This window comes from Hohaiivirga grylli (assembly GCF_039655745.1).
Classification (GTDB): domain Bacteria; phylum Pseudomonadota; class Alphaproteobacteria; order Rhizobiales; family Beijerinckiaceae; genus Hohaiivirga; species Hohaiivirga grylli.
In genome coordinates this window covers 956,027-980,094 of record NZ_JBBYXI010000001.1, presented here as the reverse complement: position 1 = coordinate 980,094, position 24,068 = coordinate 956,027, and the positions used below count along the sequence as shown (strand labels likewise).

Annotated in this window: 26 protein-coding genes and 1 riboswitch; of the genes, 12 read left to right on the top strand and 14 right to left on the bottom strand. The window is 48.4% G+C overall.

Going from position 1 to position 24,068, the window contains the following annotated elements; translation table 11 throughout:
* Window position 1: 1 nt before the first annotated feature.
* Both WJT86_RS04295 and WJT86_RS04290 read right to left on the bottom strand, forming a co-directional pair.
* A complete protein-coding gene (locus tag WJT86_RS04295; protein WP_346336243.1) occupies window positions 2–565 on the bottom strand; it encodes a LemA family protein in 564 nt (187 codons plus the stop codon).
* 118 nt (window positions 566–683) lie between these two features.
* Window positions 684–1,271, bottom strand: a complete 588-nt coding sequence (locus tag WJT86_RS04290; protein WP_346336242.1) for a L,D-transpeptidase — start codon at window positions 1,269–1,271, stop codon at window positions 684–686.
* A gap of 269 nt (window positions 1,272–1,540) precedes the next feature.
* Between WJT86_RS04290 and WJT86_RS04285 the strand changes: the two genes are divergently transcribed.
* Window positions 1,541–2,470, top strand: coding sequence for a histone deacetylase family protein (locus tag WJT86_RS04285; RefSeq protein WP_346336241.1), 930 nt, complete (start codon window positions 1,541–1,543; stop codon window positions 2,468–2,470).
* A gap of 13 nt (window positions 2,471–2,483) precedes the next feature.
* Here the strand turns inward: WJT86_RS04285 and WJT86_RS04280 are convergent, their stop codons facing one another.
* On the bottom strand, window positions 2,484–2,888 hold the full coding sequence (locus WJT86_RS04280; RefSeq protein WP_346336240.1) for a MarR family winged helix-turn-helix transcriptional regulator: 405 nt from the start codon (window positions 2,886–2,888) through the stop codon (window positions 2,484–2,486).
* A 204-nt stretch (window positions 2,889–3,092) separates the two neighbouring features.
* Here WJT86_RS04280 and WJT86_RS04275 point away from each other — a divergent pair, with 204 nt between their 5' ends.
* Window positions 3,093–3,914 (top strand): alpha/beta fold hydrolase, encoded by an 822-nt coding sequence (locus WJT86_RS04275; RefSeq protein ID WP_346336239.1) that lies wholly within the window; start codon window positions 3,093–3,095, stop codon window positions 3,912–3,914.
* Between the two features lie 32 nt (window positions 3,915–3,946).
* On the opposite strand, the gene ribB is transcribed toward WJT86_RS04275, so the two are convergent.
* Both ribB and aroC read right to left on the bottom strand, forming a co-directional pair.
* A complete protein-coding gene (gene ribB, locus WJT86_RS04270; protein ID WP_346336238.1) occupies window positions 3,947–5,020 on the bottom strand; it encodes a 3,4-dihydroxy-2-butanone-4-phosphate synthase in 1,074 nt (357 codons plus the stop codon).
* A 75-nt stretch (window positions 5,021–5,095) separates the two neighbouring features.
* The gene (gene aroC / locus WJT86_RS04265) at window positions 5,096–6,211 is read right to left on the bottom strand and encodes a chorismate synthase (RefSeq protein ID WP_346336237.1); all 1,116 of its coding nucleotides are present in this window, start codon (window positions 6,209–6,211) and stop codon (window positions 5,096–5,098) included.
* A gap of 184 nt (window positions 6,212–6,395) precedes the next feature.
* Window positions 6,396–6,491, top strand: a riboswitch (TPP riboswitch).
* On the opposite strand from aroC, the gene WJT86_RS04260 reads away from it, so the two are divergent.
* On the top strand, window positions 6,479–7,507 hold the full coding sequence (locus WJT86_RS04260; protein WP_346336236.1) for an ABC transporter substrate-binding protein: 1,029 nt from the start codon (window positions 6,479–6,481) through the stop codon (window positions 7,505–7,507). Its footprint overlaps the riboswitch before it by 13 nt.
* 50 nt (window positions 7,508–7,557) lie before the next feature.
* On the opposite strand, the gene WJT86_RS04255 is transcribed toward WJT86_RS04260, so the two are convergent.
* The 4 genes from WJT86_RS04255 to WJT86_RS04240 form a co-directional block, all read right to left on the bottom strand.
* A complete protein-coding gene (locus WJT86_RS04255; protein ID WP_346336305.1) occupies window positions 7,558–11,541 on the bottom strand; it encodes a Pls/PosA family non-ribosomal peptide synthetase in 3,984 nt (1,327 codons plus the stop codon).
* Window positions 11,542–11,891: 350 nt separating this feature from the next.
* The gene (locus WJT86_RS04250) at window positions 11,892–12,494 is read right to left on the bottom strand and encodes a histidine phosphatase family protein (protein ID WP_346336235.1); all 603 of its coding nucleotides are present in this window, start codon (window positions 12,492–12,494) and stop codon (window positions 11,892–11,894) included.
* Window positions 12,495–12,508: 14 nt separating this feature from the next.
* Complete coding sequence (fabI, locus tag WJT86_RS04245) at window positions 12,509–13,333, bottom strand: enoyl-ACP reductase FabI (RefSeq protein ID WP_346336234.1); 825 nt, start codon at window positions 13,331–13,333, stop codon at window positions 12,509–12,511.
* Between the two features lie 291 nt (window positions 13,334–13,624).
* Window positions 13,625–14,545 carry a J domain-containing protein gene (locus WJT86_RS04240; RefSeq protein WP_346336233.1) on the bottom strand — a complete coding sequence of 307 codons (921 nt, stop codon included), beginning with the start codon at window positions 14,543–14,545 and terminating at the stop codon, window positions 13,625–13,627.
* 206 nt (window positions 14,546–14,751) lie between these two features.
* Between WJT86_RS04240 and hemG the strand changes: the two genes are divergently transcribed.
* Entirely contained in the window at window positions 14,752–15,294 is a 543-nt protein-coding gene (gene hemG / locus WJT86_RS04235; protein ID WP_346336232.1) for a menaquinone-dependent protoporphyrinogen IX dehydrogenase, read from the top strand.
* Between the two features lie 5 nt (window positions 15,295–15,299).
* Here hemG and acuI read toward each other — a convergent pair whose 3' ends face one another.
* From acuI to WJT86_RS04220, 3 genes are all read right to left on the bottom strand, one after another.
* A complete protein-coding gene (gene acuI / locus WJT86_RS04230) occupies window positions 15,300–16,286 on the bottom strand; it encodes an acrylyl-CoA reductase (NADPH) (protein WP_346336231.1) in 987 nt (328 codons plus the stop codon).
* 30 nt (window positions 16,287–16,316) lie between these two features.
* Complete coding sequence (locus WJT86_RS04225) at window positions 16,317–16,703, bottom strand: MmcQ/YjbR family DNA-binding protein (RefSeq protein WP_346336230.1); 387 nt, start codon at window positions 16,701–16,703, stop codon at window positions 16,317–16,319.
* A gap of 96 nt (window positions 16,704–16,799) precedes the next feature.
* Complete coding sequence (locus WJT86_RS04220; RefSeq protein WP_346336229.1) at window positions 16,800–17,297, bottom strand: RT0821/Lpp0805 family surface protein; 498 nt, start codon at window positions 17,295–17,297, stop codon at window positions 16,800–16,802.
* 79 nt (window positions 17,298–17,376) lie between these two features.
* Between WJT86_RS04220 and pdxH the strand changes: the two genes are divergently transcribed.
* The 4 genes from pdxH to WJT86_RS04200 all read left to right on the top strand — a co-directional run bounded on the left by pdxH (window position 17,377) and on the right by WJT86_RS04200 (window position 19,303).
* Window positions 17,377–18,021: a pyridoxamine 5'-phosphate oxidase gene (gene pdxH, locus WJT86_RS04215; protein WP_346336304.1), complete on the top strand. Its 645-nt coding sequence runs from the start codon at window positions 17,377–17,379 to the stop codon at window positions 18,019–18,021.
* Window positions 18,021–18,509, top strand: a complete 489-nt coding sequence (locus WJT86_RS04210; RefSeq protein WP_346336228.1) for an NUDIX hydrolase — start codon at window positions 18,021–18,023, stop codon at window positions 18,507–18,509. Before pdxH ends, WJT86_RS04210 begins: the two co-directional genes overlap by 1 nt.
* The gene (locus tag WJT86_RS04205) at window positions 18,493–18,918 is read left to right on the top strand and encodes a TIGR02301 family protein (protein WP_346336227.1); all 426 of its coding nucleotides are present in this window, start codon (window positions 18,493–18,495) and stop codon (window positions 18,916–18,918) included. The genes WJT86_RS04210 and WJT86_RS04205 overlap by 17 nt, the downstream gene beginning before the upstream one ends.
* A gap of 127 nt (window positions 18,919–19,045) precedes the next feature.
* Complete coding sequence (locus tag WJT86_RS04200; RefSeq protein WP_346336226.1) at window positions 19,046–19,303, top strand: hypothetical protein; 258 nt, start codon at window positions 19,046–19,048, stop codon at window positions 19,301–19,303.
* Window positions 19,304–19,379: 76 nt separating this feature from the next.
* On the opposite strand, the gene WJT86_RS04195 is transcribed toward WJT86_RS04200, so the two are convergent.
* On the bottom strand, window positions 19,380–20,711 hold the full coding sequence (locus WJT86_RS04195; RefSeq protein WP_346336225.1) for a dihydroorotase: 1,332 nt from the start codon (window positions 20,709–20,711) through the stop codon (window positions 19,380–19,382).
* A 78-nt stretch (window positions 20,712–20,789) separates the two neighbouring features.
* On the opposite strand from WJT86_RS04195, the gene ygfZ reads away from it, so the two are divergent.
* From ygfZ to WJT86_RS04180, 3 genes are read left to right on the top strand one after another with little or no spacing between them, the layout of a single operon-like run.
* Complete coding sequence (gene ygfZ / locus WJT86_RS04190) at window positions 20,790–21,650, top strand: CAF17-like 4Fe-4S cluster assembly/insertion protein YgfZ (RefSeq protein WP_346336223.1); 861 nt, start codon at window positions 20,790–20,792, stop codon at window positions 21,648–21,650.
* Between the two features lies 1 nt (window position 21,651).
* Window positions 21,652–22,263 (top strand): DNA-3-methyladenine glycosylase I, encoded by a 612-nt coding sequence (locus WJT86_RS04185; protein ID WP_346336222.1) that lies wholly within the window; start codon window positions 21,652–21,654, stop codon window positions 22,261–22,263.
* On the top strand, window positions 22,260–22,859 hold the full coding sequence (locus tag WJT86_RS04180) for an HD family hydrolase (RefSeq protein ID WP_346336221.1): 600 nt from the start codon (window positions 22,260–22,262) through the stop codon (window positions 22,857–22,859). The genes WJT86_RS04185 and WJT86_RS04180 overlap by 4 nt, the downstream gene beginning before the upstream one ends.
* 4 nt (window positions 22,860–22,863) lie before the next feature.
* On the opposite strand, the gene WJT86_RS04175 is transcribed toward WJT86_RS04180, so the two are convergent.
* Window positions 22,864–23,379, bottom strand: a complete 516-nt coding sequence (locus tag WJT86_RS04175) for a hypothetical protein (RefSeq protein WP_346336220.1) — start codon at window positions 23,377–23,379, stop codon at window positions 22,864–22,866.
* A 172-nt stretch (window positions 23,380–23,551) separates the two neighbouring features.
* Between WJT86_RS04175 and WJT86_RS04170 the strand changes: the two genes are divergently transcribed.
* On the top strand, window positions 23,552–24,028 hold the full coding sequence (locus WJT86_RS04170; protein WP_346336219.1) for a tyrosine phosphatase family protein: 477 nt from the start codon (window positions 23,552–23,554) through the stop codon (window positions 24,026–24,028).
* Window positions 24,029–24,068 lie beyond the last annotated feature (40 nt).

Sequence of the window (24,068 nt, the reverse complement as noted above, 5' to 3'; positions counted from 1 at the left end):
CCTAGAACTTCACGGAAGGCGCCTGATCCATTGTCTGTCTTGTCTCGGTTCCGAGATCAAAGAACTCCTGATGGGTAAATCCAAAATTCCTGGCAAAAAGTACGGCAGGAAAAGCCTCGATAGCAGCATTGAATTCACTGACAGAACCGTTGAAGAAACGCCGCGCAGCTGCAATCTTATTCTCAATATCCGACAGTTCAGATTGAAGCTGGAGAAAGTTCGTATTGGCTTTAAGATCGGGATAGGCTTCAGCCAAAGCAAACAGCTTGCCTAATGCTGATGATAAGTTCTTCTCGGCCGCCTGTGTATCTGCAACATTTGTGGCGGACAAGGCCTGATTACGGGCCTGTATTACCGCATCAAGAGTGCTCTTCTCGTGAGTGGCGTACCCTTTAACAGTCTCAATCAGGTTAGGGATCAAGTCATGACGCTGGCGAAGCTGGACATCAATATCTGCAAAAGATTGCTTAATACGCTGCCGCATAGAAACAAGGCCATTGTAGACAACGACCAGATAGATTCCGATCCCAAGAGCAATTGCAAGAATAACCAGAAGTGCCGACATTTATTTTCTCCCCAAACACAAGGCTGTTTAAGATATCTAGTTCCCGGCTGCCATTCGCCAATAAAAAAGCCCTGCTATTTTTAGTAACAGGGCTTTGAAATCATATTCTACGAATGCGTTATTTTACGATAACTTTGGCATTAGGGCCAACACGATTGTAGAGGTCGATCGCATCAATGTTACGCATACGGATACAACCGGAAGAGACTGCCTGACCAATCTTCTCTGGCTCATTGGTACCATGAATGCGGTAGAGCGTATCCTTATCACCTTCGTAGATATAAAGCGCACGCGCACCAAGCGGGTTACCCGGTCCACCCTTTGTCGGGCGAACATGTGGCCAACGCTTTACCATTGAGGCTGGCGGGGTCCAGTTTGGCCATTCAGCTTTACGGGCAATACGAGCCGTTCCTGTCCAGCCGTAGGCTTCATCACCAACTGCGACGCCATAACGAATAGCCTTGCCACCTGGAAGAACAAAATAAAGCAGGCGTTCTTTGGTATTGACGACGATCGTACCAGGCTCTTCACCTGTTGGGTCTTTAACTTCCCAACGCTCATACATTGGTTCATCGAGACCTTTTGGAACCTGCGCCATCCATTCTGCATCACGAGCAGAAACTTCCGGATCAGGAACGCCCTTAAAGCCACAGCCAGAAACGAAAAGAGCAACAGCAAGGGTCGTGCCCAAAATACCAATACGCATAAAAATAGTCCCCGCTAACATTTATCAGATTATTAAGTTTATACTTAACAGACAGTTAATGTATTGAGAACCTGTAAGTCAAATTCGACCAATGTACAAACCACAATGTGGAAAATTCTCAATTATCGACACATTAAACCTAGGCCCTCATACGCTTTGCTAATACCGATAGCAGAAATTGCTGACTAAGTTATCCGGGAGGACATGCCGTTATTGCGGACATGAAAACAAGGCTTGCCATAAATAAGCCAATAGGGAGGGCCGGCGATTTGAGTACGCTCTATGTATCGCATTCATCGGCACTGGATTATGAGACACCGCTCGGTCATCCTGAAAGGGCTGACCGCATCCGTGTGATTGAACGCGCCCTTGAGCGTTCGCATTTCAGTGCCCTTATCCGAGAGCAGGCAATAACCGCAACGCCCGAACAGGCCGCGCTTGCCCATCCGGCTGAATACATTCAGGCCCTGGCCAATGCCTGTCAGGGGACAGGCACTGTCGCACATGACGATGACGTGGCTTTCTATCCCGGGACGCTGGCATCCGCACTTTTCAGCGCAGGTGCAGCCATTCAGGCAACTCATGAAGTTATGTCGGGTGCCGTTACGAATAGCTTTGCCGCAATGCGCCCTCCGGGCCATCATGCCGAGCATGCATGCGCCAAAGGATTTTGCTATCTCAACAACGCAGCAATCGCTGCCCGTTATGCTCAAAAAGCATTTGGAGCAGAGCGTATTGCCATTCTGGACTGGGATGTCCACCACGGCAACGGCACTCAGGATATCTGCTGGCACGATCCTTCCATCATGTACTGTTCAACCCATGTCCTCGCCCTGTACCCACACACAGGTGATATCACCGAGACAGGTGAGACCGGCAATATTGTCAATGCGCCATTGCCGGAAGGTGATGATGGTGGCTTTTTCAGGCTGGCAATGGAAGAAAAGATACTCCCGGCCATTCAGAATTTTGCTCCAGACCTCATCATCATTTCAGCTGGGTTTGATGCCCACTGGAGTGACCCTCTGGGAACACTTAACCTGACAGAAGCAGACTTTGCCTGGGCAACGGCACAGGTCATGGAACTTGCTGCACGCCAGTGCAACTCCAGAATCGTTTCGGTTCTTGAGGGGGGCTACGATTTGCAATCACTTTCAAGAAGTGTTGCCGTTCATGTCGACACGCTAATGGGTGCCTGATCTTTAATCAGGCTCAGTCTGCAAGCTTTTCCAGAGATTTTCCAACTCTCAATAGCATCTCAAGATATTGTTTTTTCTCTGTTTCAGTTAGTCCGATCAGGGCCTGTGCATTGATATCAAGAAAAACTCTCTGAGCATTCTGAAATTTTTCCAGCCCATGTTCAGTCAGCGAAAAAAGAGAGCTTCGCTTATCATTCGGATCCGGTGCACGTATCACAAGGTTATCACGTTCCATTCTCGCCAGAGTTGCCGCCATAGTTGGCTGTTCAACCGCAGCAATTTCAACGAGTGCCTTTTGTGACAGGGCACTGCCGTCACCCAGTGCATTCATGACAGGCAAATGTGCAGAAGAAAGCCCATGGGGCTTCAACTGACGGTCCACGACCTTCGCAAACAAGCGTGCTACCCAGTTTGTCATGTAACCAGCTGAATCTGTTCTGCGGAACGCTCTCATGAATGGCTCTCACAATAAATACATTGCATACTATATATGATTTTCCTTCTGGCACAATGAGTTTCTAAGGCAGGCTAAAAGGCAAATTTCATTTTAAAATAGGCTTCTCTTCTTCCCTGCTGACAAAAGTGCACTAGGTCAAAGTGATTGTTAATTGGGAATTATGGAATGCCAACGGTCACGACCAAAGATGGTACGCGAATTTTCTGCAAAGATGAGGGAGAAGGACAGCCCATCGTGTTTTCTCATGGCTGGCCACTTTCTGCAGACGCATGGGATGGACAGCTCGTCTTCTTTGCTCAGAACGGGTACAGAACCATTGCCCATGACCGACGCAGCCATGGCCGATCAGATCAGACATGGAATGGCAACAATATGGACCAGTATGCCGATGATCTGGCAGAAGTCATAGAACAACTGGATCTGAAAAATATCATTCTGGTCGGGCATTCAACAGGCGGTGGTGAAATTACCCATTATATGGGCCGTCATGGCACAAACCGTGTCGCTAAAGCTGTTCTGGTTGGAGCGGTGCCTCCTTTGATGCTCAAGACAGCAGATAACCCACATGGCACTCCGATTGAAACCTTCGATGCTATCCGTCAGGGAACATATAATGACCGTTCCCAGTTCCTAACCGATCTTTCTGCCCCCTTCTATAATTTCAACCGCCCCGGCACCAAAGTATCAGAGGGATTACAGAAATCATTCTGGTTACAGGGTATGCTTGCTGGCTTGAAGGGACTGCTCGACTGTATCCATGAGTTCTCGGAAGTTGATTATACGGAAGACCTCAAGAAGGTGGATATCCCGACACTGATCATTCATGGCGATGATGACCAGATCGTTCCAATCAAAGCCTCTGCAGATCTTTCCAGCAAGATCATTCCGAATGCAGAGCTGAAGATTTATCCCGGTGGTTCACATGGCCTGGCACAGGTTGAGCAGGATCAGTTCAACAAGGATGTTCTGGCATTCATTCGTACATAGAATAAAGGCGGTGGTTACCCACCGCCCTTTTATCATGCCATCCGCTCATCACTGCTGATTTCAATGCCGAACCCTTTCAAGCCGACATAAGAGCGGGTTGATGATGAGATATTGCGGATTGAGACAACGCCCAGATCACGCAAAATTTGCGCACCAAGACCAACATCTTTCCATTGGTTGGAGCGAACTTCATCCGATGAGGTTTCCTCAGGAGCAAGCTGTGTTGTTGGCACACCGGCTGTTCCGTCACGAAGATAGACAAGAACCCCCCTGCCTTCCTTGGCGATCTTTTCCATCACTGGAGCAATGGTTTTAGCTCCGGAGAAAATGTCTGACAGAATATTTGCCCGATGCAGACGCACCAGAGTATCCTTGCCATCGCCAATACGGCCATAGACCAATGCCAAATGCTGTTCAGGATCAAATGGAGTTGTATAGGCATAACCTGTAAACTCACCCCATTGTGTCTGAACCGGGAATGTCGCGATACGTTCAACCAGCTTTTCCCGTGTCTGACGATAGGCGATCAGGTCAGCAACAGAAACCTGATGCAGATCATGCTTTGCAGCGAAGTCTTTAATCTGCTGGCCCTTCATGACTGTGCCATCATCATTGGCCAGTTCACAGATCACACCAACAGGCGGAAGCCCGGCAAGTTTGCATAGATCAACAGCAGCCTCGGTATGGCCGGAGCGCATGAGTACGCCACCATCTTTTGCAATCAGCGGGAAGACGTGCCCTGGGCGAACAAAATCAGCCGCACCCATGTTATGGTTTGCAAGCGCCCGGACAGTATTCGAACGCTGCTCGGCAGAAATACCGGTTGTCAGACCATGCTTCACATCAACGGTAATCGTGAATGCCGTACCTAAAGGCGCATCATTGGCTGCAACCATTGGGTTGAGCTGAAGGTTGCGGGCAAGCTCACTCGTCAGTGGTGCGCAGACAATCCCACAGGTATTGCGGATAATAAAAGCCATTTTCTCCGGGGTACAGAGAGACGCAGCAACGATCAGATCACCTTCATTTTCACGATCATCATCATCTGTCACAATGACAATTTCACCACGTGCAAAAGCTTCAACTGCTGCGGTTACACTACTCATTCTCGTACCCCTTTTAACCACCACACTTTGTGGTCATAGTGATCATCAGATCAGGAATAACTGATATTTAAACTTTTATGGGTTGAACGGCCAGTGCCGTATCTCACCAACCTGCCCGCGATGGCGTAAAAATTGATCTGCAAGAACGCATGCAACCATAGCTTCGGCAATCGGCACAGCACGAATACCAACGCATGGATCATGCCGCCCTTTTGTGCGGACTTCAGTTTCCTTGCCTTCGCGAGTTACGCTATGGCGCAACTGCAGAATGGAGGATGTTGGTTTAACGGCAAACCGACAAACCAATGGCTGCCCTGTTGAAATTCCGCCCAGCACACCACCTGCATGGTTAGAGGAGAATGCTGGATGCCCCGCATTACTGGCATACATTTCATCAGCGTTTTCTTCACCGGTCAGTTCAGCAGAAGCAAAACCGGCACCAATCTCAACGCCCTTGACAGCATTGATAGACATCAGCGAACTGGCAAGTTCTGAATCAAGTTTGCCATAGATTGGTGCGCCAAGCCCCGGAGGAACACCCTCAGCCACGACTTCAACAACAGCACCAATGGACGAGCCGGCTTTGCGAATTCCATCAAGATAGTCTTCCAAAAACGAGACACTTGATGCATCCGGACAGAACAGGGCATTGTTACCAACCTCAGCCCAGTCCCAATTATCACGATTAATCTTGTGAGGCCCGATCTGCACCAATGCGGCGCGTATCTTCACATCCGGCAGAACCTTGCGTGCAATAGCACCGGCAGCCACACGCGCAGCTGTTTCACGGGCTGAAGAACGCCCACCGCCACGATAATCACGGATGCCATACTTCATATCATAGGCAATATCTGCGTGCCCCGGACGATAGCTTTCCTTGATTTCCGAGTAATCTTTGGAACGTTGATCAACGTTCTCAATCAACAGAGCAATCGGCGTACCAGTCGTAACCTGCTTACCTGTCTTTTCATCAGTGAAAACGCCTGACAGAATACGCACCTTATCCGGTTCCTGACGCTGGGTCGTAAAGCGGGATTGCCCAGGACGACGCCGATCAAGTTCAAGCTGAATTTCTGCCTCATGAATCGGGATCAGCGGGGGGCAGCCATCAATTACGCAACCAAGAGCTGGTCCGTGGCTCTCACCAAATGTTGTAACGCGAAAAAGGTGACCAAAAGTATTATGAGACATGGGATATGCGCTTGCACCAATAGAACATTCCCTTTTGTTTAAGAGTAAACTCCCCGAATGTCACCCCCCACCTCACTGAGATACTGCAGGATTTAAGGAGAAAGGCGTTTCCCTGTTCCACCAAAGATGCATTGAGAGGGAAATATCAGAGCTATCCAACTCTCATGAAAGCGTATAGACAATGTCTGTTGACTCGGGGTGCAGCCTCTCCGGCTGCTGAGAAATACCCGTATCACCTGATCTGGTTCGTACCAGCGGAGGGAGGTCATGTTGGTTCTGTTTTCAAATTCCAAAATTCTTAAACTTATCTGCACCAAGCTATTTTTGGGGCTGCTCTTTTGCCTATACACGTTGAGCAGCACTCAGGCATCGGAAACACTGAATATCTATTCAACCATGCCTGAAAAATACTCCTCAAAAGTCTTCGAGGCGTTTACCAAGCAAACAGGCATCAAAACACAGGTTATCCGCCTGTCCGCTGGAGAAGCTCTTGCCCGAATAGAAGCAGAGAGCAGAAATCCGCAAGCAGATATTCTGTTTGGTGGGCCGGATGAAATATTTGAGGTTGCAGCAGCACAGGATCTCCTGACAAATCTCCCCCCTGCTGGAGATGGAATTCCGGAAAGATATCGTTCACGTAATGAGAAATGGCACTCCTGGGGACTTATGCCACTGGTTTTTATGGCTAATACAAATTTTCTTGAAAAGAATGGTTTGAAAGCACCCAAGTCTTGGCAGGATTTGCTCAATCCTGCCTATGCCAACAGTCTTCAGATGGCAGATGCAAGAACCTCAGGCACTGCAACGGAACGTATTTATGCCTTGGCTGCCCTTTATGGAGAGACAGGCGCCTTTGCCTATCAAAAGCAGCTCCATAAAAACATACAGCTTTATACAAAGAGCGGTCAGGGCGGCGCGATCCCCATCGCTACCGGACAAGCCGCAGCAGGCATTTTCTATCTGCCTGATGCTTTAGACACCCAGCAACAGGGCTATCCGGTTATCGTGACTTACCCCGAAGAAGGTACAACATACGGCATAACTGGCGTTGCAATACTGAAAGGAACTCGCAAATCAGACACCGCACTCAAGTTGGTCAACTGGCTTGAAAGCGCAGAGTTTGCCAATGTTCTGATCATTAACAAGATCAATTATCTGCCATTGCACAGAGATGCCCATATTACTGAACCCATGCTGGATATCAGTAAAGTAAAACTGATCGATACTGATATGGAGTGGCGCAAGAATAAGCGTCAGGAATTTATTCAGCGCTGGATTAGTGACATTATTCAATAAATTGAAAATGGCTCCTTCCTCATAAAGGAAAGAGCCATTTTAACGCTGGTTCAGTTTTTACTGGTGACCGGAACAGCTGGCGCACCCTGCCATGCTGTATTCTCAGGGATGCTTTCACCCTTCATAACAATAGTTAACGGGCTGAGCTGCGCAAAAGAGCCGACATGACTATCATAAAGCACCGTCGCATTCGCCCCTACGGTCACACCGTCGGCAAGCTTGACGCGCCCCACTTTCATCACCCGGTCTTCATAAAGATGGGTCTGCAAGGCGGACTGAGCATTGATGGTGCAGAAGTCACCAATCGTGACACAGTCAAACTCAGTAATATCTGTTGTATGCATACAGATACCCTTCCCGACTTTTGTACCGAATAATCGCAGAACCCAAGGTAGGAACGGTGTTCCCTGAAGGTGCTCAAGCATAACCTTACCCGCAAGCCCCCAGTAGAGAACCGCAACCGCCTCTGTGCGCATGGCCCACCATGACCACATTGGTTTCATCGTTGGTTTATAAGCCCCCATCATCAGCCACTTAACCGCAACAACACACAGAACCTGCATAATTGCGATAAAGACACTGCCAATAATGAAGCGGACAATAAGCCCCCAGATATCCCCCAGCAGGATCGCTGGCAGGAACCATCTGTCAATCACGATCATTGCAAGGGTAATGAACAGCATCGTCGCAAACGATGTGTGCAGGGCTTCAAAGACACCACGAGAGAATTTGCGCCAGAACCCGGGTTCATATGTCCAGTTGGCATCAACATTCACACGTTGACGTGTTGGCAGCTTGATGGGCGGAGAACCAAACCAAGTATCACCCGGCTGAATAAGCTCATTAGCGGGTGGCTTGGATTTGATACCAATCAGAACACCTTCAGGAATATCAGCACCTGGCGGCAGGACAGCATCATTCCCGACAAAAACCCGATCACCAGTCTTGGCTGGCAGAATGGTCATCCAGCCGCGCTGGATTTCTTCCTCACCATAGACCACCTCGTCAGCAATGAAGTTACCGGCACCAATTTCCGTAACATCATAACGACCGGCCAGATTGGTCGAAATTTCAGCACCCTTGCCAATCTTTGCCCCCATCAAACGGTACCACGCCCGCATGTAGATTGTGGCGTAGAGCGATGACAGGGTTTCCAAGGTTACTTCCGTTGCAAAAGCAACCGTCCACTTCCGCAGATAGAAACCTGAGAATACGGAATAAGTCCCAGAATTGACCTTTGGCAGGATAACCCAGCGAACAAGGGCAATGAAGAGCACTGTAAAAGCACTCAGACACATGGCAGCAGGCCATGTCAGAAGCGGCATGTAATAGACGTATTTGATGTCGGTAATTGACGACATGAAATCATCGATACCATCAAGCACAATGAAGGCCGGGAAGATTGGCAGCAGGCTAATTGCCGGAACCAGCATCACCATAATGATATAAAACACGCTATGCCACATCCGGCGACGCTTTGAGGCATCAGCAGGCTCTGGCAGTTCTGCGATATCGACATCACCAACCTTGCGCCCCGGAGAGCCATCCCATATTTCTGCTTCCGGCAAAACGGAGTCATTAGGAACAGTGGTCAGATCACCAATCTGGCAATAGTTGCCAATCTTTGTATCTGAACCCACAACTGCAGATGCTCCGATAACTACATCATCACCAATATCAATATGACCGATGATGAGCTCGTTACCGACAACCTCTGCATTGGCAAAGATAACCTTGCCTCCTGTTGTTGTGCGCGCACCGATACTCAGAAGATCAGGCGCCCCGATATTCACGTCACCAATAACAGCATCCCGACCAACCTTCGCACCAAGAAGGCGAAGGTAGAAATTCATAATTGGAGAGCCCTGTATCCATTTGATATGGACAAGAACATTCAATCGCCGAACAAACCACCACCTGAAATAATAGGTTCCCCATAGCGGATAACGACCGGGTTTGGTTTGCCCGAGGACAAGCCATTTTGCGGCAATTGATATGCCAGCCGTCACAAAGTTGATCAGTGCATAAACCGTGAGAACTGCAATGATCTCAAACAACAGACTATGCCCCTCACCGGCAATCAGCAGGTAAGTCACAAACGCCCCAAGCCATTGGGTCGTTGCAAGCGCAATAATGATCGGCAATGTCATAGCCTGCGCCAAGCCGCATAAAAAACGGCGCGCAAAAGGCGGTGGTGTAAATGTCAGATCAACGCCACTGTTAACATGACCATAGCCCCCCGTTCGCTCAATCAAGGCATTGGAGAGCTTGCGTAATGTCCGGAAGTTATAGACATCCTGCAGTGTAATTGCGGAAAGCCCCGGCAATAATCTGACTGCTGAAACAAAGCGTGCAGCAAGAAGTGAATGCCCACCAAGATCAATGAAGAAGTCTGCCTCAAACGGAACAGCCTGCCCACCAAACACACCACGGGCTGCTTCAAGCAATGCAGCCTCAGTTGGGTTCTCAGGTTCATCCTGCTCAGTTTCAATAGTCGCCGTTAAAGAAAGTGTCTTAAGTGCTTTGCGATCTGTCTTTCCGGATGTCAGACGGGGAAGTGTCTTGATAATTTCAAAATGTCCGGGAACCATATAGGCCGGCATCTGCTCCCGCAGCTCATGACGCATTTCAACCTGATCAAGAACGGCACCGTCTTCTAAAACAAGAAAGGCAACCAGACGGTCAATCCCATCAGCCTGACGCAAGATTACCGCTGCCTGCTGAACACCTTTGAGAGCCGCAACCTTAGCCTCTATTTCACCAAGCTCAACACGGAAACCTCGTATCTTGACCTGATCATCCAGACGCCCATGGAACTCAAGGTTACCATCTTTATCAAGCACAACAGCATCACCGGAGCGGTATAACACCGGATCGCGCGAATTATCTGCGAATGGGTTCTTTATAAATTTCTCAGCGGTCAGCTCTGGACGTAAGAGGTACCCTTGGGCAATACCCGGACCACCCAGCAAAAGCTCGCCCTCAACACCGGGGGCGACAAGTTCCAGAGCTTCATTGACAACGTAACAGCTATAATTCGGGATTGGCTTACCAATCGTGACTGGCTGTCCGGCTTTCAGTTCCAGAGCTGTCGCAACAACCGTTGCCTCTGTCGGGCCATATGTATTGAACAACCGACGACCGGGCTTTGACCATTTTTCCAGCAATGGTGCAGGAAGGGCTTCTCCACCAAGAAGAATCAGTCGGAGCGTTTCAACATCCCGTGGCAGCAGAGCAAGTAGCGTCGGGACAGTATCAATAACCGTAACCCCTGCATTCTCAAGAATATCCGGCAGGTTCTCAACATCACCCATCATCTGCGGATCAGCAACATAAAGCGTTGCCCCAACCAGATATGGCACCCAGATTTCTTCCATTGACAAATCGAAGGCAACTGATGCCCCCTGAAAACAGATATCTGTTTCAAGAAACTCATAAGTTGCATTTGCTGATCGCAGGAAGTGACAGATATTGCGGTGGCTGATCACAATACCCTTTGGAGTACCCGTCGAGCCAGATGTGTAAATCAGGTAAGCAGGACTTTCTGGCCCAACCCCTTCCGGTCTAATAGGCAGAGCTGTACTGTCGGTCTCATCAATCAGAGCAGGCGGCGTAACTGGCTTACACGCACTGTTTTCAATAGTGAATGCAGCAGGATTAGTTACAATAAGTAACTTACCACCAGCATCCTCCATGCATATAGCAACACGTTCTGCCGGTGCTTCTGCATCGAATGGTAACCAGACGGCACCTACGCGCGTCACGGCAATCTGGCAAAGCAGAAGATCAATGCTGCGAGGCATCCAGAGACCAACAACATGCCCTGGGCCGATGCCATGGCGGACAAGCCCGCGGGCAATATGTTCAACCCGTGTTGTTGCCTGTCCAAAGCTCAATTTCTGATCACGGGAGATAAATGCTGTTTTTTCAGGAACACGCGCCTGTGTTGCATGGAACAGTTCATAAAGAACTTCATCCCGCAAAAGATCAGGAGCATCAGTACCAAACAGAACCGCTTGCTTAGGGGGATTCATATCATCAGCATTCCCATTCCCGGATTGCCCGAAATTGTCCTCAATACAACTCATAGGAACCCCGCAAGCAGGTTATTGGAAACCACACGAAAAGCCATGGGACACGTACATTTCAAGCGAAAGATATGGAATTTTACCATCTTTAATTGGAAACGCAGACAGTTAGAAAATATTTCTAATTCAAAGCTCGTACAGCGAATCAAATTATTGAGCAATTGATATACTCTTGCTCTACAAGTCTGAACACTAACAAAACGCGCAGCAGTCATGCACCGGTGCACCACTGGGACCAGCTTTATTCATTAGATCAGGAAAATATAAAAAATGTACCAAGTGGTGAGCTTAAAGCATCAAACCCACTGATAGCTACCTTTTGCAATCACAAGGATACGCCCCTGCCAGATTTCTACAACAGGTGCCTTTTCCGGAGCGATGCAATCCATGACAGCCAGGGTCGCACGGGCAACACCACCATGAGATACAACAACGATATCCCGTTCAAGATTTTCAAAGACGGGACGCACGCGTTCTGCAAGCATGGCATAGCTCTCACCATCAGGAGGAACCGTGCCCCATTTATCCATATCGCGTTGAAGTGCAGCTGCCGGATCTGTCTTGCGAACGTCCTTCCATGTCAGACCTTCCCACTTGCCGAAAGTAATCTCTCGCAAACGTGGTTCAGGCTGATAGATATCAGGCGCCAGACCCATTGTTCGAAGCATAATGTCAGCTGTCTCACGTGTCCGCTTCAGGGGGCTGACAAGATACTGCATTATTTCAGGACGGTCGAACAGCTTGGCTAGTTTATAACCAACCTGTTCAGCCTGCCCACGGCCCTTTTCATTCAGGGAAATATCCTGTTGCCCCTGCATACGCCCGGCAACATTCCAGTCTGTCTCGCCATGGCGGACAAAATAGATTTTCGGACCAGACATATCTCTTGCAGGAGCCACAGCGTAATACCTGATTATTCTTTGTTCAGAGAGATATCCGGAGCTTCCGGATTCTTCATACCGACGACATGGTAGCCTGAATCAACGTGCAGGATTTCGCCGGTGATACCGCGTGCCATATCTGAGACAAAGAATGCTGCTGTCTCACCAACTTCTTCAATTGTCGTTGAGCGACGCAGGGGTGAATTGTATTCGTTCCACTTCAGAATATAGCGGAAATCACCAATGCCGGAAGCTGCCAGCGTCTTGATTGGGCCTGCAGAAATCGCATTCACGCGAATGTTCTTTGGGCCAAGATCAGCAGCCATATAACGGACAGATGCTTCAAGAGCAGCTTTTGCAACACCCATGACGTTATAGTGCGGCATCCACTTCTCTGCACCGAAGTATGTCAGCGTCAGAAGCGTACCACCATTTGGCATGAGTTTTTCTGCACGCTGCGCAATGGCCGTGAATGAATAGCAGGAAATCAGCATCGACTTTGTAAAGTTGCCTTCAGTCGTATCGACATATCTGCCTGTCAGCTCATCCTTGTCAGCATAAGCAATGCAGTGGATGACAAAGTCAATCGTACCCCAACGCTTCTCAAGATCATTGAAAACAGCATCAATTGTTTCTGGTTCTGTGACATCACAATGACCGACAATGATACCGCCAAGTTCTTCAGCCAGAGGTTCAACACGCTTCTTGAGTGCATCACCCTGATAGGTAAAGGCGAGCTCTGCACCAGCCTGACGCGCTGCACTTGCAATACCCCAGGCGATTGAGCGGTTGTTTGCCAAGCCTAGAATCAAACCACGCTTACCGGCCAGAATGCCAGTCGCTTTGTTTTCGGACATATTCATTATTCCGTTTAAAAACCCAAATATCTGGCCTCTCTTTAGCGGAGCTTGCGCCAGTACGGAAGACCAACTTTGATAAATCCAGCGCGTAAATGTGGTTATATCGCACTTTTGGTGGGCATATCTGCTTGAAAATATACTTTTTTTGAGAATTCAACTTCGCAGACACCACGCGCAAAGCGTTGTCCCAAAAAGCAGATTTAGAAAAATGCTCTTTGGAACATGTTTTAATGTTTTGTGATCGCTGGTTTTTAGCTAATAGGTGAACAAACCTTAAAAAAGTCGAGATTACCCGACTTTTTCTTGTCGCTTTTTACGGGCATACTCAACCAGAGCCTCATCGGTACCACTTGGCAGGTGTATTTCTACAGTCGCCAACAAGTCACCATTCCCAACCTTTGCGGGAAGCCCCTTACCTTTCAGGCGGAAGGTCTTTCCTGAATCGGTATGAGGTGGAATTTTCATTTCCACAGCACCAGTCAGTGTTGGAATACGAACAACACCACCGAGAATGGCATCTGTCAGATCGACAGCCAACTGTAAACGCAGGTTGCTACCGTCAACGGTAAAATTCGGATGGTTGGCAATTTTCACTGTCAGCAAGGCATCCCCTGCGGGGCCACCCATACCTTCATCTCCAAGACCTTTCAGCCGGATAATCTGCCCATCCGTTACGCCCTTGGGCAACAGAACATCTATACTACGGCCATTGGGGAGACGAATGCGCTTTTTCTCCTGAGAAGCAATATCTTCAAGAGTAACGGTCATTGTAGCACTGATGTCCGCGCCACGGGTTGCACGCTGTCGCGAAGAACGCCGCCCGCCACCAAAGAGGGATGACAGGATGTCATCAGCTCCGCCAAATGGATTGCCTCCCCCACCAAACGGATTTCCACCGCCAGAGAAAGAGAAGTTCTCAAAACCACTTGGACCGCCAGCACCTGCACCAGGGCCACCACCAAAACCTTCAAAGCCTTGAAAACGTGGCTTTCCTTCTGCGTCTATTTCGCCTCTGTCAAACTGGCCACGTTTTTTCTCATCGCCCAGAATTTCATAGGCAGCATTAACTTCAGAGAATTTTTCCTTAGCCTTGGGATCATCAGCATTGTGATCAGGGTGCCATGTTTTCGCCAGCTTACGATAAGCTTTTTTGACCTCACTTTGGTCAGCACCTTTTTTGATTCCAAGTATATCGTATGGGTTACGCATAAATGATTCCGCCCGTGCGGTAGTTCCGCATGTTTTCCTAATCCTGATATGGGATAAGCAACAATAATTTGCAATATTCAGGCAACATAAATCATATCATTCACACATACCTCTTATCTGGCAATATGCCGCGAATTGAGAGATTGTTACGCCTGCCATTCCTCCGTACAACATAGCACAGAGATTACTTCTATGCATGCAATCTAATGGCAAAAATTCTTATTCTTTTCAGTAGCACGGATGGACATACCCGCCAGGTGGTTGATTATATGATCAGCAAGCTTCCACCAGAACATGCTGTGACGATTGAGAATATTGATGAAGAAAAAGCTGTTCAGCTTGAAAGCTATGATGCCGTTTTAATGGCGGCGTCCATCCGTTATGGGCATTTCTCAAAAGCTTCGATACGTTTTGCTAACAAAAATGCGTCGACTCTTAACATGATGCCCTCCGCATTTTTTGGTTTCTGTCTCACCGCACGAAAACCTCACAAGCGGACCCCGGAAACGAATGTCTATCTTCGAAAGTTCTTACAACGAACGGGCTGGTCACCGAAAATCAGCGCAGCCATAGCCGGAGGGCTTTTCTATCCACGCTACAAATGGTTTGACCGCATAGCCATTCAGATGATCATGCGGATGACCGGTGGTGAAACGGATACCCGTAAAGAGATTGTCTATACAGATTGGACACAGGTTGATGACTTAACAGACCGCGTCCACCAGATTGTGGCAGAAGCGGTCTCTTGAGTACCTTATAATTTAACGACTGTTCGTCCACGAACCTGCCCTGCAAGAATATCCTTAGCGAGTGCCGGGACAGCTTCAAGCTCAACTTCAGTTGTCAAAGCCGCAAAATCCTGCTCTGTCAGCTCTGCATTCAAACGGGTCCAGGCTTCATGTCTTTGCTCCAGAGGGCACATGACTGAATCGACACCAAGTAAAGCAATATTCCTCAAAATAAACGGGAACATGGTTGCGGGAAGATCAAGTGAGGCCGCTAGCCCACAAGCTGCAACAGCACCACCATAACGCAGTGAAGCCAGAATATTGACGAGCATCTCACCACCAGCAACGTCAATAGCACCATCCCATTGCTCAGCCTGCAAAGGTCGTCCCTTTGCCGACATTGTTGCACGATCGACGAGTGCCGTTGCACCAAGGGACTTTAAAAAATCAGCCTGCTCAGGGCGTCCGGTTAATGCATGGACACGATAACCTTTGCGGGAAAGCAAACGTACTGCCACACTCCCAACGCCACCAGCTGCACCGGAAACAAGGATATCGCTGTTAGGCGTAATTCCATAACGCTCAAGGGCCATGACGGAGAGCATTGCGGTTAACCCTGCCGTACCGATAGCCATCGCCTGCTTTGTGGTCATGCCTTCTGGAAGTTTGATAAGCCATTCGCTTTTTGCGCGCGCACGTTGCGCAAAACCACCAGACCAACGCTCACCAACACCCCAGCCCGTGAGAATAACCTTATCACCTGCTTTAAATTTTGAGTTTTCAGAACTACGGACTGTACCAGCGTAATCAATCCCGGGAACAATCGGGAATTTCCTCAGAATGCTATTCAACCCGGCAAGAGCGAGACCATCCTTATAATTGAAAGATGAATACTCAACATCAACCAGCACATCACCTTCTGACAAGTTGGCATCTGTCCACTTTTCTATTGAAACCTTATTCTGTCCCTCAACCTGATTAACGACGAGTGCTTTAAATGTATCCGTACTCATGTTTTTCTCCTTCATGGGAAGAATGCGCTGTCAGATGGTTATTCCCAACTCTGCCCTGAGCTTCTTTGTCAGCTTGGCAGCGATCAACTGATGGGAGCGCGTAATGTAAGCTTTGATGTCGTCTTCTGAAAGTTCGCTATTATTTGAAATTGAAGCCCAGCGACGTTTCGCAAAATGAGAAGCCTGATTAACCCCAGATAAAGTCGTCAGCATTTCAAAGCTGTACCCTGGACAATGGATAACAATAAATCTGTATGGTTTATCTTCTTTGGGCAGCCACTTGCACCGGTCTTGTGTCAATAAGCTAAAGACCTTGTCGCCAACCTTGGCAACATGGCTATCCCACTGCTCGACAATTTTTGTTCCAGGCAAAGTCAGAATGAAAGCTTCATAGGCTTCACGCGTAAACAGTTCCATTCAATGCCTCCAATATCAGTTAGGCGAGATTGCCCCGAACAACCAGTAGAAGCAAGTTGTTATGGCGAAGATGGGCCTGCCGCGACAACCGGTCTGTTAGGCTTTTTTCTTCTTATTCTCGACAGCTGTATGCTTGTCTGGTTTGGCTACGTCTATGATGCTCCATTCGCCACCAGACGGACGGCATGCTGTTCCCTGCACATTATGTGTTTCAAGCTGATCCGTGACGGTTGCTTTAAACTTCCGGCAGATATCATCATTCTTCAGGAAAGGTGCTCCATCAGATGTAAAGTGCCCTTTTGCCATCGTGCTTGGATTATCCCAGACAACCCGGTCTTTTGAACCATGGGGGTCAAGCGCAACATCAAGAGCGGCCTTGGCACGACGCCAATCTTCATCTGTCAGGTTCTTGAACTGAGGCAAGGCTGTCGTAACATCTTTTGTTCCGATTGAGCCGGTCTGGATATCATCATCCAGAGAATCATACTTACTGTTTCCGGATGCTGCATCAGGGGAAAATGTCCAGCTACAACCACCAAGGCCAAGCGTAGCAACGCATACCAGAAGTGTGGAAGCAAAACGTAACTTTCTCACTAGAGAAGCGTCTTTGCTTACGGTAGTATTTCCAAGAGACTTATTTTTTTCAGTCATGGCAGACATATTGGCTCGTCTTATGAACATTCAGCATGAAACTTCTAATGATCAGAACACAAACCGGTTAACATCCGGTGACTTTACGGATGCAAATGAGCCTTGGGTTTTATTTGACCAGTGGATGAAAGAGGCAAAAGCTTCAGAACCAGAAGATCCCAATGCGATGCAGATTGCCTCTGTTGATGCGGACGGAATGCCTGATGTACGTACAGTTCTGTTAAAAGGTGTCGATCCTCGCGGCTTTGTTTTTTATACGAACCTTGAATCCAACAAGGGGCGCCAGCTGCTGGGCCAGCCAAAAGCTGCTTTGGTTTTCCACTGGAAAAGTCTTCGCAGGCAAGTCCGGGCTCGAGGCCTGATTACCCGCGTCAGCGATGAAGAAGCAGATGCTTATTTTAATTCCCGCGCCCGAGACAGTCGAATTGGCGCATGGGCCAGTCAGCAGTCCCGCCCACTGGAAAGTCGCTTTGCGTTGGAAAAAGCAGTTGCGAAATACACCGCCAAATATCTGATCGGCGATATCCCACGCCCGCCCTATTGGAGTGGCTTGCGCATTGCCCCTGTCTCAATCGAATTCTGGCAGGATAAACCTTTCCGCCTCCATGACCGCGTTGTCTTTACCAGACAAGGCGATGGTTGGAGCAAATCCAGGCTTTATCCCTGATGTCGAACTCCAATCATAATGAACGGCGTATTCCAAAAAGGCCCTATCTTGCGGCCTCAGTCGCTGTTTATCGGGATGGGAAATTTTTATTGGCATCTCGTGGAAAACCGCCATTTGAGGACATTTTTTCCCTTCCCGGCGGTATGGTTGAAGTTGGAGAAAACCTGTCACAGGCAGCCTGTCGTGAACTTGGTGAGGAAGTTGGCGTTATCTGTCAGCAACCTGTTTTAGTCTGCCCGCTGGAAATCATAAACCATACATCAGACGGCAGGATATCCGACCATGTTGTCATCATGGTCCATGCTGCATATTGGCAAAGCGGAGAAGCTGTAACGGGACCCGAGGCCAAAAAGGTAATCTGGGCCAGTCTTGAAGAACTGGACAACCTACCCACAACGCCCCATCTTAAAGAGGCTCTTGAAAAGGCCGAGATACTCCTGACCGGCCATGACAACCCTGAAGGTTCAGCCAATGAGAAGTCTTCATAGCCTCAGTTTATGGTTGCTTCTCTTCACGTTATCTGGCGCTCAGCCCCTCACCGCCCAATCTGTTTCCCAAACCCAAAAACCATGGCAAGGCAACACCTCAATTGACGTGGATCGCAGCATATTCAGAATTGCTGAAGTGGCCGGTTCTTTGGCCTTTCTACAAGATATTTGCGCAGCAACGGATGCAGATAAATGGCCCCTTGTCATGCAACAGCTTTTAGATGCAGAAGGCACGAGCCCGGATAGAAAGGGCCGGATTGCCGGTGCCTATAATAACGGATACCGGAATTATGCCGTAACTTATCAAAGCTGTACGGCATCAGCACGCGAGGCAAGCCAGCGTTATCTGGCTGAAATAGAACAGTTATCAAGTGCCATTTTAAAACGTCAGAGCCAGAAAAACCCTTAAAACAAAAGAGATTCAAATATCTTATTTTGGCCGTTAACCGCTTTTAGTACTCTTTGTAGCGTTTACGAAGATAAACCATTAGGGTGCCCTTACTACTTATAAAAACCGACCTATCAGAAGCAGAATTATGAACGACAATGAAATCCTGATGACAGAAAGAGCCGAATGCGCAGCTATGAAAGACGCTGCCCTCAGCTATGTCGTCGAAGCATTTGCAGAGGCCCGTCTTGATGGCCTTGATACGGATTTCGTTGCGCAGGCTGCTATCTGCGCTGCTTTCCATGAGCTTGTTGGCACCTATGGTGAAGATGCTGCTGCTGAATATGCAGCAGGCCTTGTGGATCGCATTAAGTCAGGTGAATTCTCTCTGTTGCCAAAACACTGAACGGATAAATTCATTTATTTAAGAAAAAAGCCGCATAATCTGCGGCTTTCTTTATATCTCGTTTTAGCTGCTTAAATCAGCTAAGCGCCTCTTCAAAGCGAACAGCCTCACCTTGGGCTGCTTCAACAAGTGCATCTTCCCACATTACCGTTTTACCACGAATGATGGTACCCACCGGCCAGCCCGTAACTGTCACCCCATCATAAGGTGTCCAGCCACATTTTGATGCAATCCAGTCATTGGTAATGGTCCGCTTCTTCTTCATATCAACAACTGTGAAATCGGCGTCATAACCAACGGCAATCCGCCCCTTACGGGCAATACCAAACAGACGCTTTGGACCGGCGCTTGTCAGGTCAACAAAACGCTCCAGAGACAAACGGCCTGCATTCACATGATCAAGCATCATAGGCACAAGTGTCTGCACGCCTGTCATGCCTGATGGCGTATCTGGGTATGTCTTGCTCTTTTCCTCACGGGTATGTGGGGCGTGGTCAGAACCGAGGACATCCGCAATACCCTGAGTGATACCGTTCCAGATACCCTGACGATGCGCTTCATCGCGTACAGGCGGGTTCATCTGAGCGTAAGAGCCAAGGCGTTCATAGCAATCTGGTGCAACAAGCGTCAGGTGATGCGGTGTAACTTCAACAGTTGCCACATCCTTATGCGCAGCCAGATAATCCATCTCATCTTTTGTTGAGATATGCAGAACATGAATACGCGCACGTACACGACGGGCAATTTCAACCAGACGCTTTGTACATGTCAGGGCAACTTCAGCCGATCTCCAGACCGGATGGGAGCGCGCATCACCGGGAATACGTAAATCCTTGCGGGCGCGCAGCATCCCCTCATCTTCACTGTGGAACGCGGCACGACGGCGAATATTGGAAAGAATACGGGCCACACCTTCATCATCTTCAACGAGAAGATCCCCGGTTGATGATCCCATGAATACCTTGATACCAGCAGAAGCAGGTAAACGTTCCAACTCAGGAAGGTCAGCAACATTCTCGTGCGTCCCACCAACCCAGAAAGCGAAATCACAATGCATGCGATGATGCGCACGCTTGACCTTGTCAGCCAGTGTATCGGCACTTGTTGTCTGTGGATTAGTGTTTGGCATCTCGAAAACAGCTGTCACACCGCCCATAACAGCAGCATGTGATCCTGTCTGCAGATCTTCCTTATGATCCAGTCCTGGCTCTCTGAAATGAACCTGTGTATCAATCACACCCGGCAGAATATGTAAGCCTGTACAATCAATGACCTTACCTGCCGAAGCATTTGATAAATCGCCAATTTCAACGATTGTACCATTTATGACGCCAACATCGCGTTTACCGGTACCGTCATGATTTACGACTGTTCCGTTTTTTAAAACAACATCGAATGTCTGGGCCATCATCTTGCTCCGTGGTCTATACTTGAGATGCAACGTTAACCGGAATATGTCACTATATAGCATGACGCAAGGGAGAACATGATGGCTGTCGCTCAACTTAATGATCGCGCAATCATAAAAATCAGTGGTGATGATGCCGAGGGTTTCCTCCAGAACATTCTGACATGCGACATCAGTGAAACCATTGATCAGAAATCTGTTTTTGGCGCCCTCCTCTCCCCGCAGGGTAAGATTTTATTTGATTTTATCCTCTACAGAAATGCCGAGGGCAGTTTCATCTGCGACATCGCATCAGATCAGGCTGAGGCCTTTATGAAACGTCTTGGTTTCTACCGGTTAAGGGCGAAAGTTTTAATTGAAGCCTTAGCCCAAACTTATGGCGTCTTTGCCGGATGGGACGGAGCAGCCCAGCCAGAAGGTACACTTACTTCCTCACAGGACCCCCGTATTGCTGCGCTTGGCTGGCGCGCCATCGCGGAGAAAGGCACGATTTCCACTGATACTGATGAGAAAGCTTATCATATTCATAGAATTTCTCTCGCTATCCCGGAAGGTGGGCAAGATTTTGTGTTTGGTGAATGTTTTCCTCATGAAGCTGATATGGACCAGATCCATGGTGTTTCCTTTGGAAAGGGCTGCTATATCGGTCAGGAAATTGTCTCACGCATGCAACATCGCGGAACGGCCCGAACACGTTTTATCAAGGCCGGTTTTACGGGCACGCCTCCCACCCCTCTTCAAGATGTCACAGTGGGGGATCGGTTGATTGGAAAAAGCGGATCGTCTACCAGAGATACCGTTCTGATTATGGTTCGCCTTGATAAAGCATCTGATGCCATTGAAGCCGGACTTCCGATTATCTGCGGTGAAGCTGTTCTGTCTCCCGAAAAGCCAGAATGGGCAACATTTGCATTTCCGCTGAAAAGCACAGGGGATTAAAATGTCTGACGAATGGATCATTCTTCATGAAGATGGCAAAACACGCTGTGCATGGCCGGGCGTAGACCCGCTTTACGTTGCTTATCATGACGAAGAATGGGGCGTTCCGGAATTTGATGACCGCGCGCTGTTTGAAAAGCTCATTCTTGATGGTTTTCAGGCCGGACTTTCATGGATCACAATCTTACGCAAGCGCGATAATTTTCGTAAGGCTTTTGCAGGCTTCGAACCTGAGAAGATCATTCACTTCGATGACGCAAAAGTTGAAGAGCTGATGCAGGATACGGGCATTGTCCGTAATCGCTTAAAAATTACGAGCACAATTGCAAGCGCAAAAGCCTATCTGGAAATACAGGAAAAACAGGGGTTCTCAAATTATCTCTGGGATTTCCTTGACGGCAGACCAATCCAGAACCAGTTGAGAACCAGAGATGATGTTCTCGCAGAAACAGAGCTTTCAAAGAAAATCTCCAAAGATTTACGGAAGAAAGGCTTTAATTTCTGCGGACCAACCATCGTTTACGCCTTCATGCAGGCTGTCGGCATGGTCAATGATCATATGGTCAGCTGCTTCCGTCATGAAGAATGTGCCGAGCTCGCCCGGAAACTATGAGCAAGATATTCGATAATCAGCAGCGTGTTTGGCAGCGGATGCTCTCCGGGCGTCGGCTTGATCTCATCAACCCCGCGCCGATTGATGTTGAGCTTGAAGATATTGCACACGGGCTATCCCGCGTTGCGCGCTGGAATGGTCAGACAACCGGCGAACATATCTATTCTGTCGCCCAGCACTCACTGCTGGTTGAGCGTATTATCAGCATCCTTAATCCCGATCTGGATAAATCCATCCAGCTGGCAGCCCTCATCCACGATGCCCCTGAATATGTTATCGGAGATATGATCTCACCCTTCAAGGCAATCATCGGCGGAACCTATAAAGAGGTGGAAGCCAGACTGATGTCAGCCATCCATGTCTACTTCAAACTCCCCGCTTCAGCCCCCAAATCTGTGAGCCGCCTTGTTAAAGAAGCAGATCAACACGCTGCTTATTTTGAAGCCAGCCATCTGGCCGGCTTCTCGGAGGAAGAAGCATTAGAGCTATTCGGCAAACCTAAAATCGGAACGAAACAAATCTCCGACCTTCTGCACCCCAAACCCATTGCAGAAGTACAGGCAGCTTTCTTGAAAAGAGCTGCAGAACTTATGTGAAGATTTATGAAATTCTCAAAGAAACTGTTGGACAGAGAAACTCTGCCAGCCGGGAGACATCCCTGCTGTGAATACCTGCACAACTGATCGTTTCCTGATCACCATTCTGGTAACGGATATTCATAGAAGCCTGCATTGATTCCAGCGAAAAATGCGTTGAAACCTTAGTGACTTCGCGCGTACTGATGCGTTTTTCATGGCCCATAACTGTCCTGACAATCAGGTAATCAGGCTCAATATGGATGCGCCTCTTACCGAGCAGGATGCCGCAAAAAATATTAAATACCAGCCCTGCACACCATGCCAGGCCAGCGTAAAGCCAGATATGTCTGTTAGGCCCCCTCATTGATTCAAGAACCACATCTGGTTTATCAATAAGGCCGACGATAACAAGCATAGGGGCAAGCACAAGCATTCCGCAAATTGCAGCAGAGAGAATACCAAGCGGCATAATCTTATGCATCAAGACAGGTATAAGAGTATCCCCCACCTTTAAAGGCTGGTATTGTTTGGGAAACATCCACGCTCCACAAATTATTAATTCTTTATATAACGGCCTTTCTGATGCAAAAAAGAAAACAATTCAATAATTAATTTTCAAATAAAACTTTATCATGTGAATTCAAAACGGTTTGATATATAAGAACATGCCAGCTATTTATATCTCCCCCCTGTCCTGTCTGGCACAGCTTATGCAAGACATACGGCCTACAAACATCCTTTCTCTTGTCACAGACAAAAGAAGCTTATCTGAAATCAATACTTCCAGTATTTCAGAGCACAGGGTGATCGAATTTGCAGATATCACTGCTCCCAAAGAGGGTTATGTGCTGGCACAGGTCAACCATATTCAGTCAATACTGGACTTCACACGCTCATGGGATCAGACCTCCCCTCTGATCATTCACTGTTTTGCGGGTGTCAGTCGTTCTCCGGCAGCAGCTTTTATCGCAACCTGTGATCTGATGCCTGCTTATAGTGAAAGCCAGCTCGCACAAGAGTTACGCCAGCAATCCCCCTGTGCGACCCCAAATATTCACCTTGTGCAGCTTGCAGATGACATTTTGAACCGAAACGGCCGAATGGTAGATGCTATCAGAAGTATTGGGCGCGGGGCAGATGCCTTTGAAGGCGAAGTATTCTGTTTTCCAGTTCGTTCCAGCTGTTAATCTACCAGTTATCTGCTGGAAAAATGCTGAAATATGCCAT

What these genes read in the sequence shown, in the direction of transcription:
- WJT86_RS04205 (WP_346336227.1), top strand. Translation starts at nt 18,493, where the DNA reads ATGAGAAGTCTTCATAGCCTCAGTTTATGGTTGCTTCTCTTCACGTTA.
- WJT86_RS04225 (WP_346336230.1), bottom strand. Translation starts at nt 16,703, where the DNA reads ATGGAACTGTTTACGCGTGAAGCCTATGAAGCTTTCATTCTGACTTTG.
- hemG (WP_346336232.1), top strand. Translation starts at nt 14,752, where the DNA reads ATGGCAAAAATTCTTATTCTTTTCAGTAGCACGGATGGACATACCCGC.
- WJT86_RS04175 (WP_346336220.1), bottom strand. Translation starts at nt 23,379, where the DNA reads ATGTTTCCCAAACAATACCAGCCTTTAAAGGTGGGGGATACTCTTATA.
- aroC (WP_346336237.1), bottom strand. Translation starts at nt 6,211, where the DNA reads ATGTCTCATAATACTTTTGGTCACCTTTTTCGCGTTACAACATTTGGT.
- WJT86_RS04210 (WP_346336228.1), top strand. Translation starts at nt 18,021, where the DNA reads ATGTCGAACTCCAATCATAATGAACGGCGTATTCCAAAAAGGCCCTAT.
- pdxH (WP_346336304.1), top strand. Translation starts at nt 17,377, where the DNA reads ATGAACATTCAGCATGAAACTTCTAATGATCAGAACACAAACCGGTTA.
- WJT86_RS04295 (WP_346336243.1), bottom strand. Translation starts at nt 565, where the DNA reads ATGTCGGCACTTCTGGTTATTCTTGCAATTGCTCTTGGGATCGGAATC.
- ribB (WP_346336238.1), bottom strand. Translation starts at nt 5,020, where the DNA reads ATGAGTAGTGTAACCGCAGCAGTTGAAGCTTTTGCACGTGGTGAAATT.
- WJT86_RS04200 (WP_346336226.1), top strand. Translation starts at nt 19,046, where the DNA reads ATGAACGACAATGAAATCCTGATGACAGAAAGAGCCGAATGCGCAGCT.
- WJT86_RS04170 (WP_346336219.1), top strand. Translation starts at nt 23,552, where the DNA reads ATGCAAGACATACGGCCTACAAACATCCTTTCTCTTGTCACAGACAAA.
- WJT86_RS04195 (WP_346336225.1), bottom strand. Translation starts at nt 20,711, where the DNA reads ATGGCCCAGACATTCGATGTTGTTTTAAAAAACGGAACAGTCGTAAAT.
- ygfZ (WP_346336223.1), top strand. Translation starts at nt 20,790, where the DNA reads ATGATGGCTGTCGCTCAACTTAATGATCGCGCAATCATAAAAATCAGT.
- WJT86_RS04240 (WP_346336233.1), bottom strand. Translation starts at nt 14,545, where the DNA reads ATGCGTAACCCATACGATATACTTGGAATCAAAAAAGGTGCTGACCAA.
- fabI (WP_346336234.1), bottom strand. Translation starts at nt 13,333, where the DNA reads ATGTCCGAAAACAAAGCGACTGGCATTCTGGCCGGTAAGCGTGGTTTG.
- WJT86_RS04180 (WP_346336221.1), top strand. Translation starts at nt 22,260, where the DNA reads ATGAGCAAGATATTCGATAATCAGCAGCGTGTTTGGCAGCGGATGCTC.
- WJT86_RS04185 (WP_346336222.1), top strand. Translation starts at nt 21,652, where the DNA reads ATGTCTGACGAATGGATCATTCTTCATGAAGATGGCAAAACACGCTGT.
- WJT86_RS04280 (WP_346336240.1), bottom strand. Translation starts at nt 2,888, where the DNA reads ATGACAAACTGGGTAGCACGCTTGTTTGCGAAGGTCGTGGACCGTCAG.
- acuI (WP_346336231.1), bottom strand. Translation starts at nt 16,286, where the DNA reads ATGAGTACGGATACATTTAAAGCACTCGTCGTTAATCAGGTTGAGGGA.
- WJT86_RS04255 (WP_346336305.1), bottom strand. Translation starts at nt 11,541, where the DNA reads ATGAATCCCCCTAAGCAAGCGGTTCTGTTTGGTACTGATGCTCCTGAT.
- WJT86_RS04260 (WP_346336236.1), top strand. Translation starts at nt 6,479, where the DNA reads ATGTTGGTTCTGTTTTCAAATTCCAAAATTCTTAAACTTATCTGCACC.
- WJT86_RS04275 (WP_346336239.1), top strand. Translation starts at nt 3,093, where the DNA reads ATGCCAACGGTCACGACCAAAGATGGTACGCGAATTTTCTGCAAAGAT.
- WJT86_RS04290 (WP_346336242.1), bottom strand. Translation starts at nt 1,271, where the DNA reads ATGCGTATTGGTATTTTGGGCACGACCCTTGCTGTTGCTCTTTTCGTT.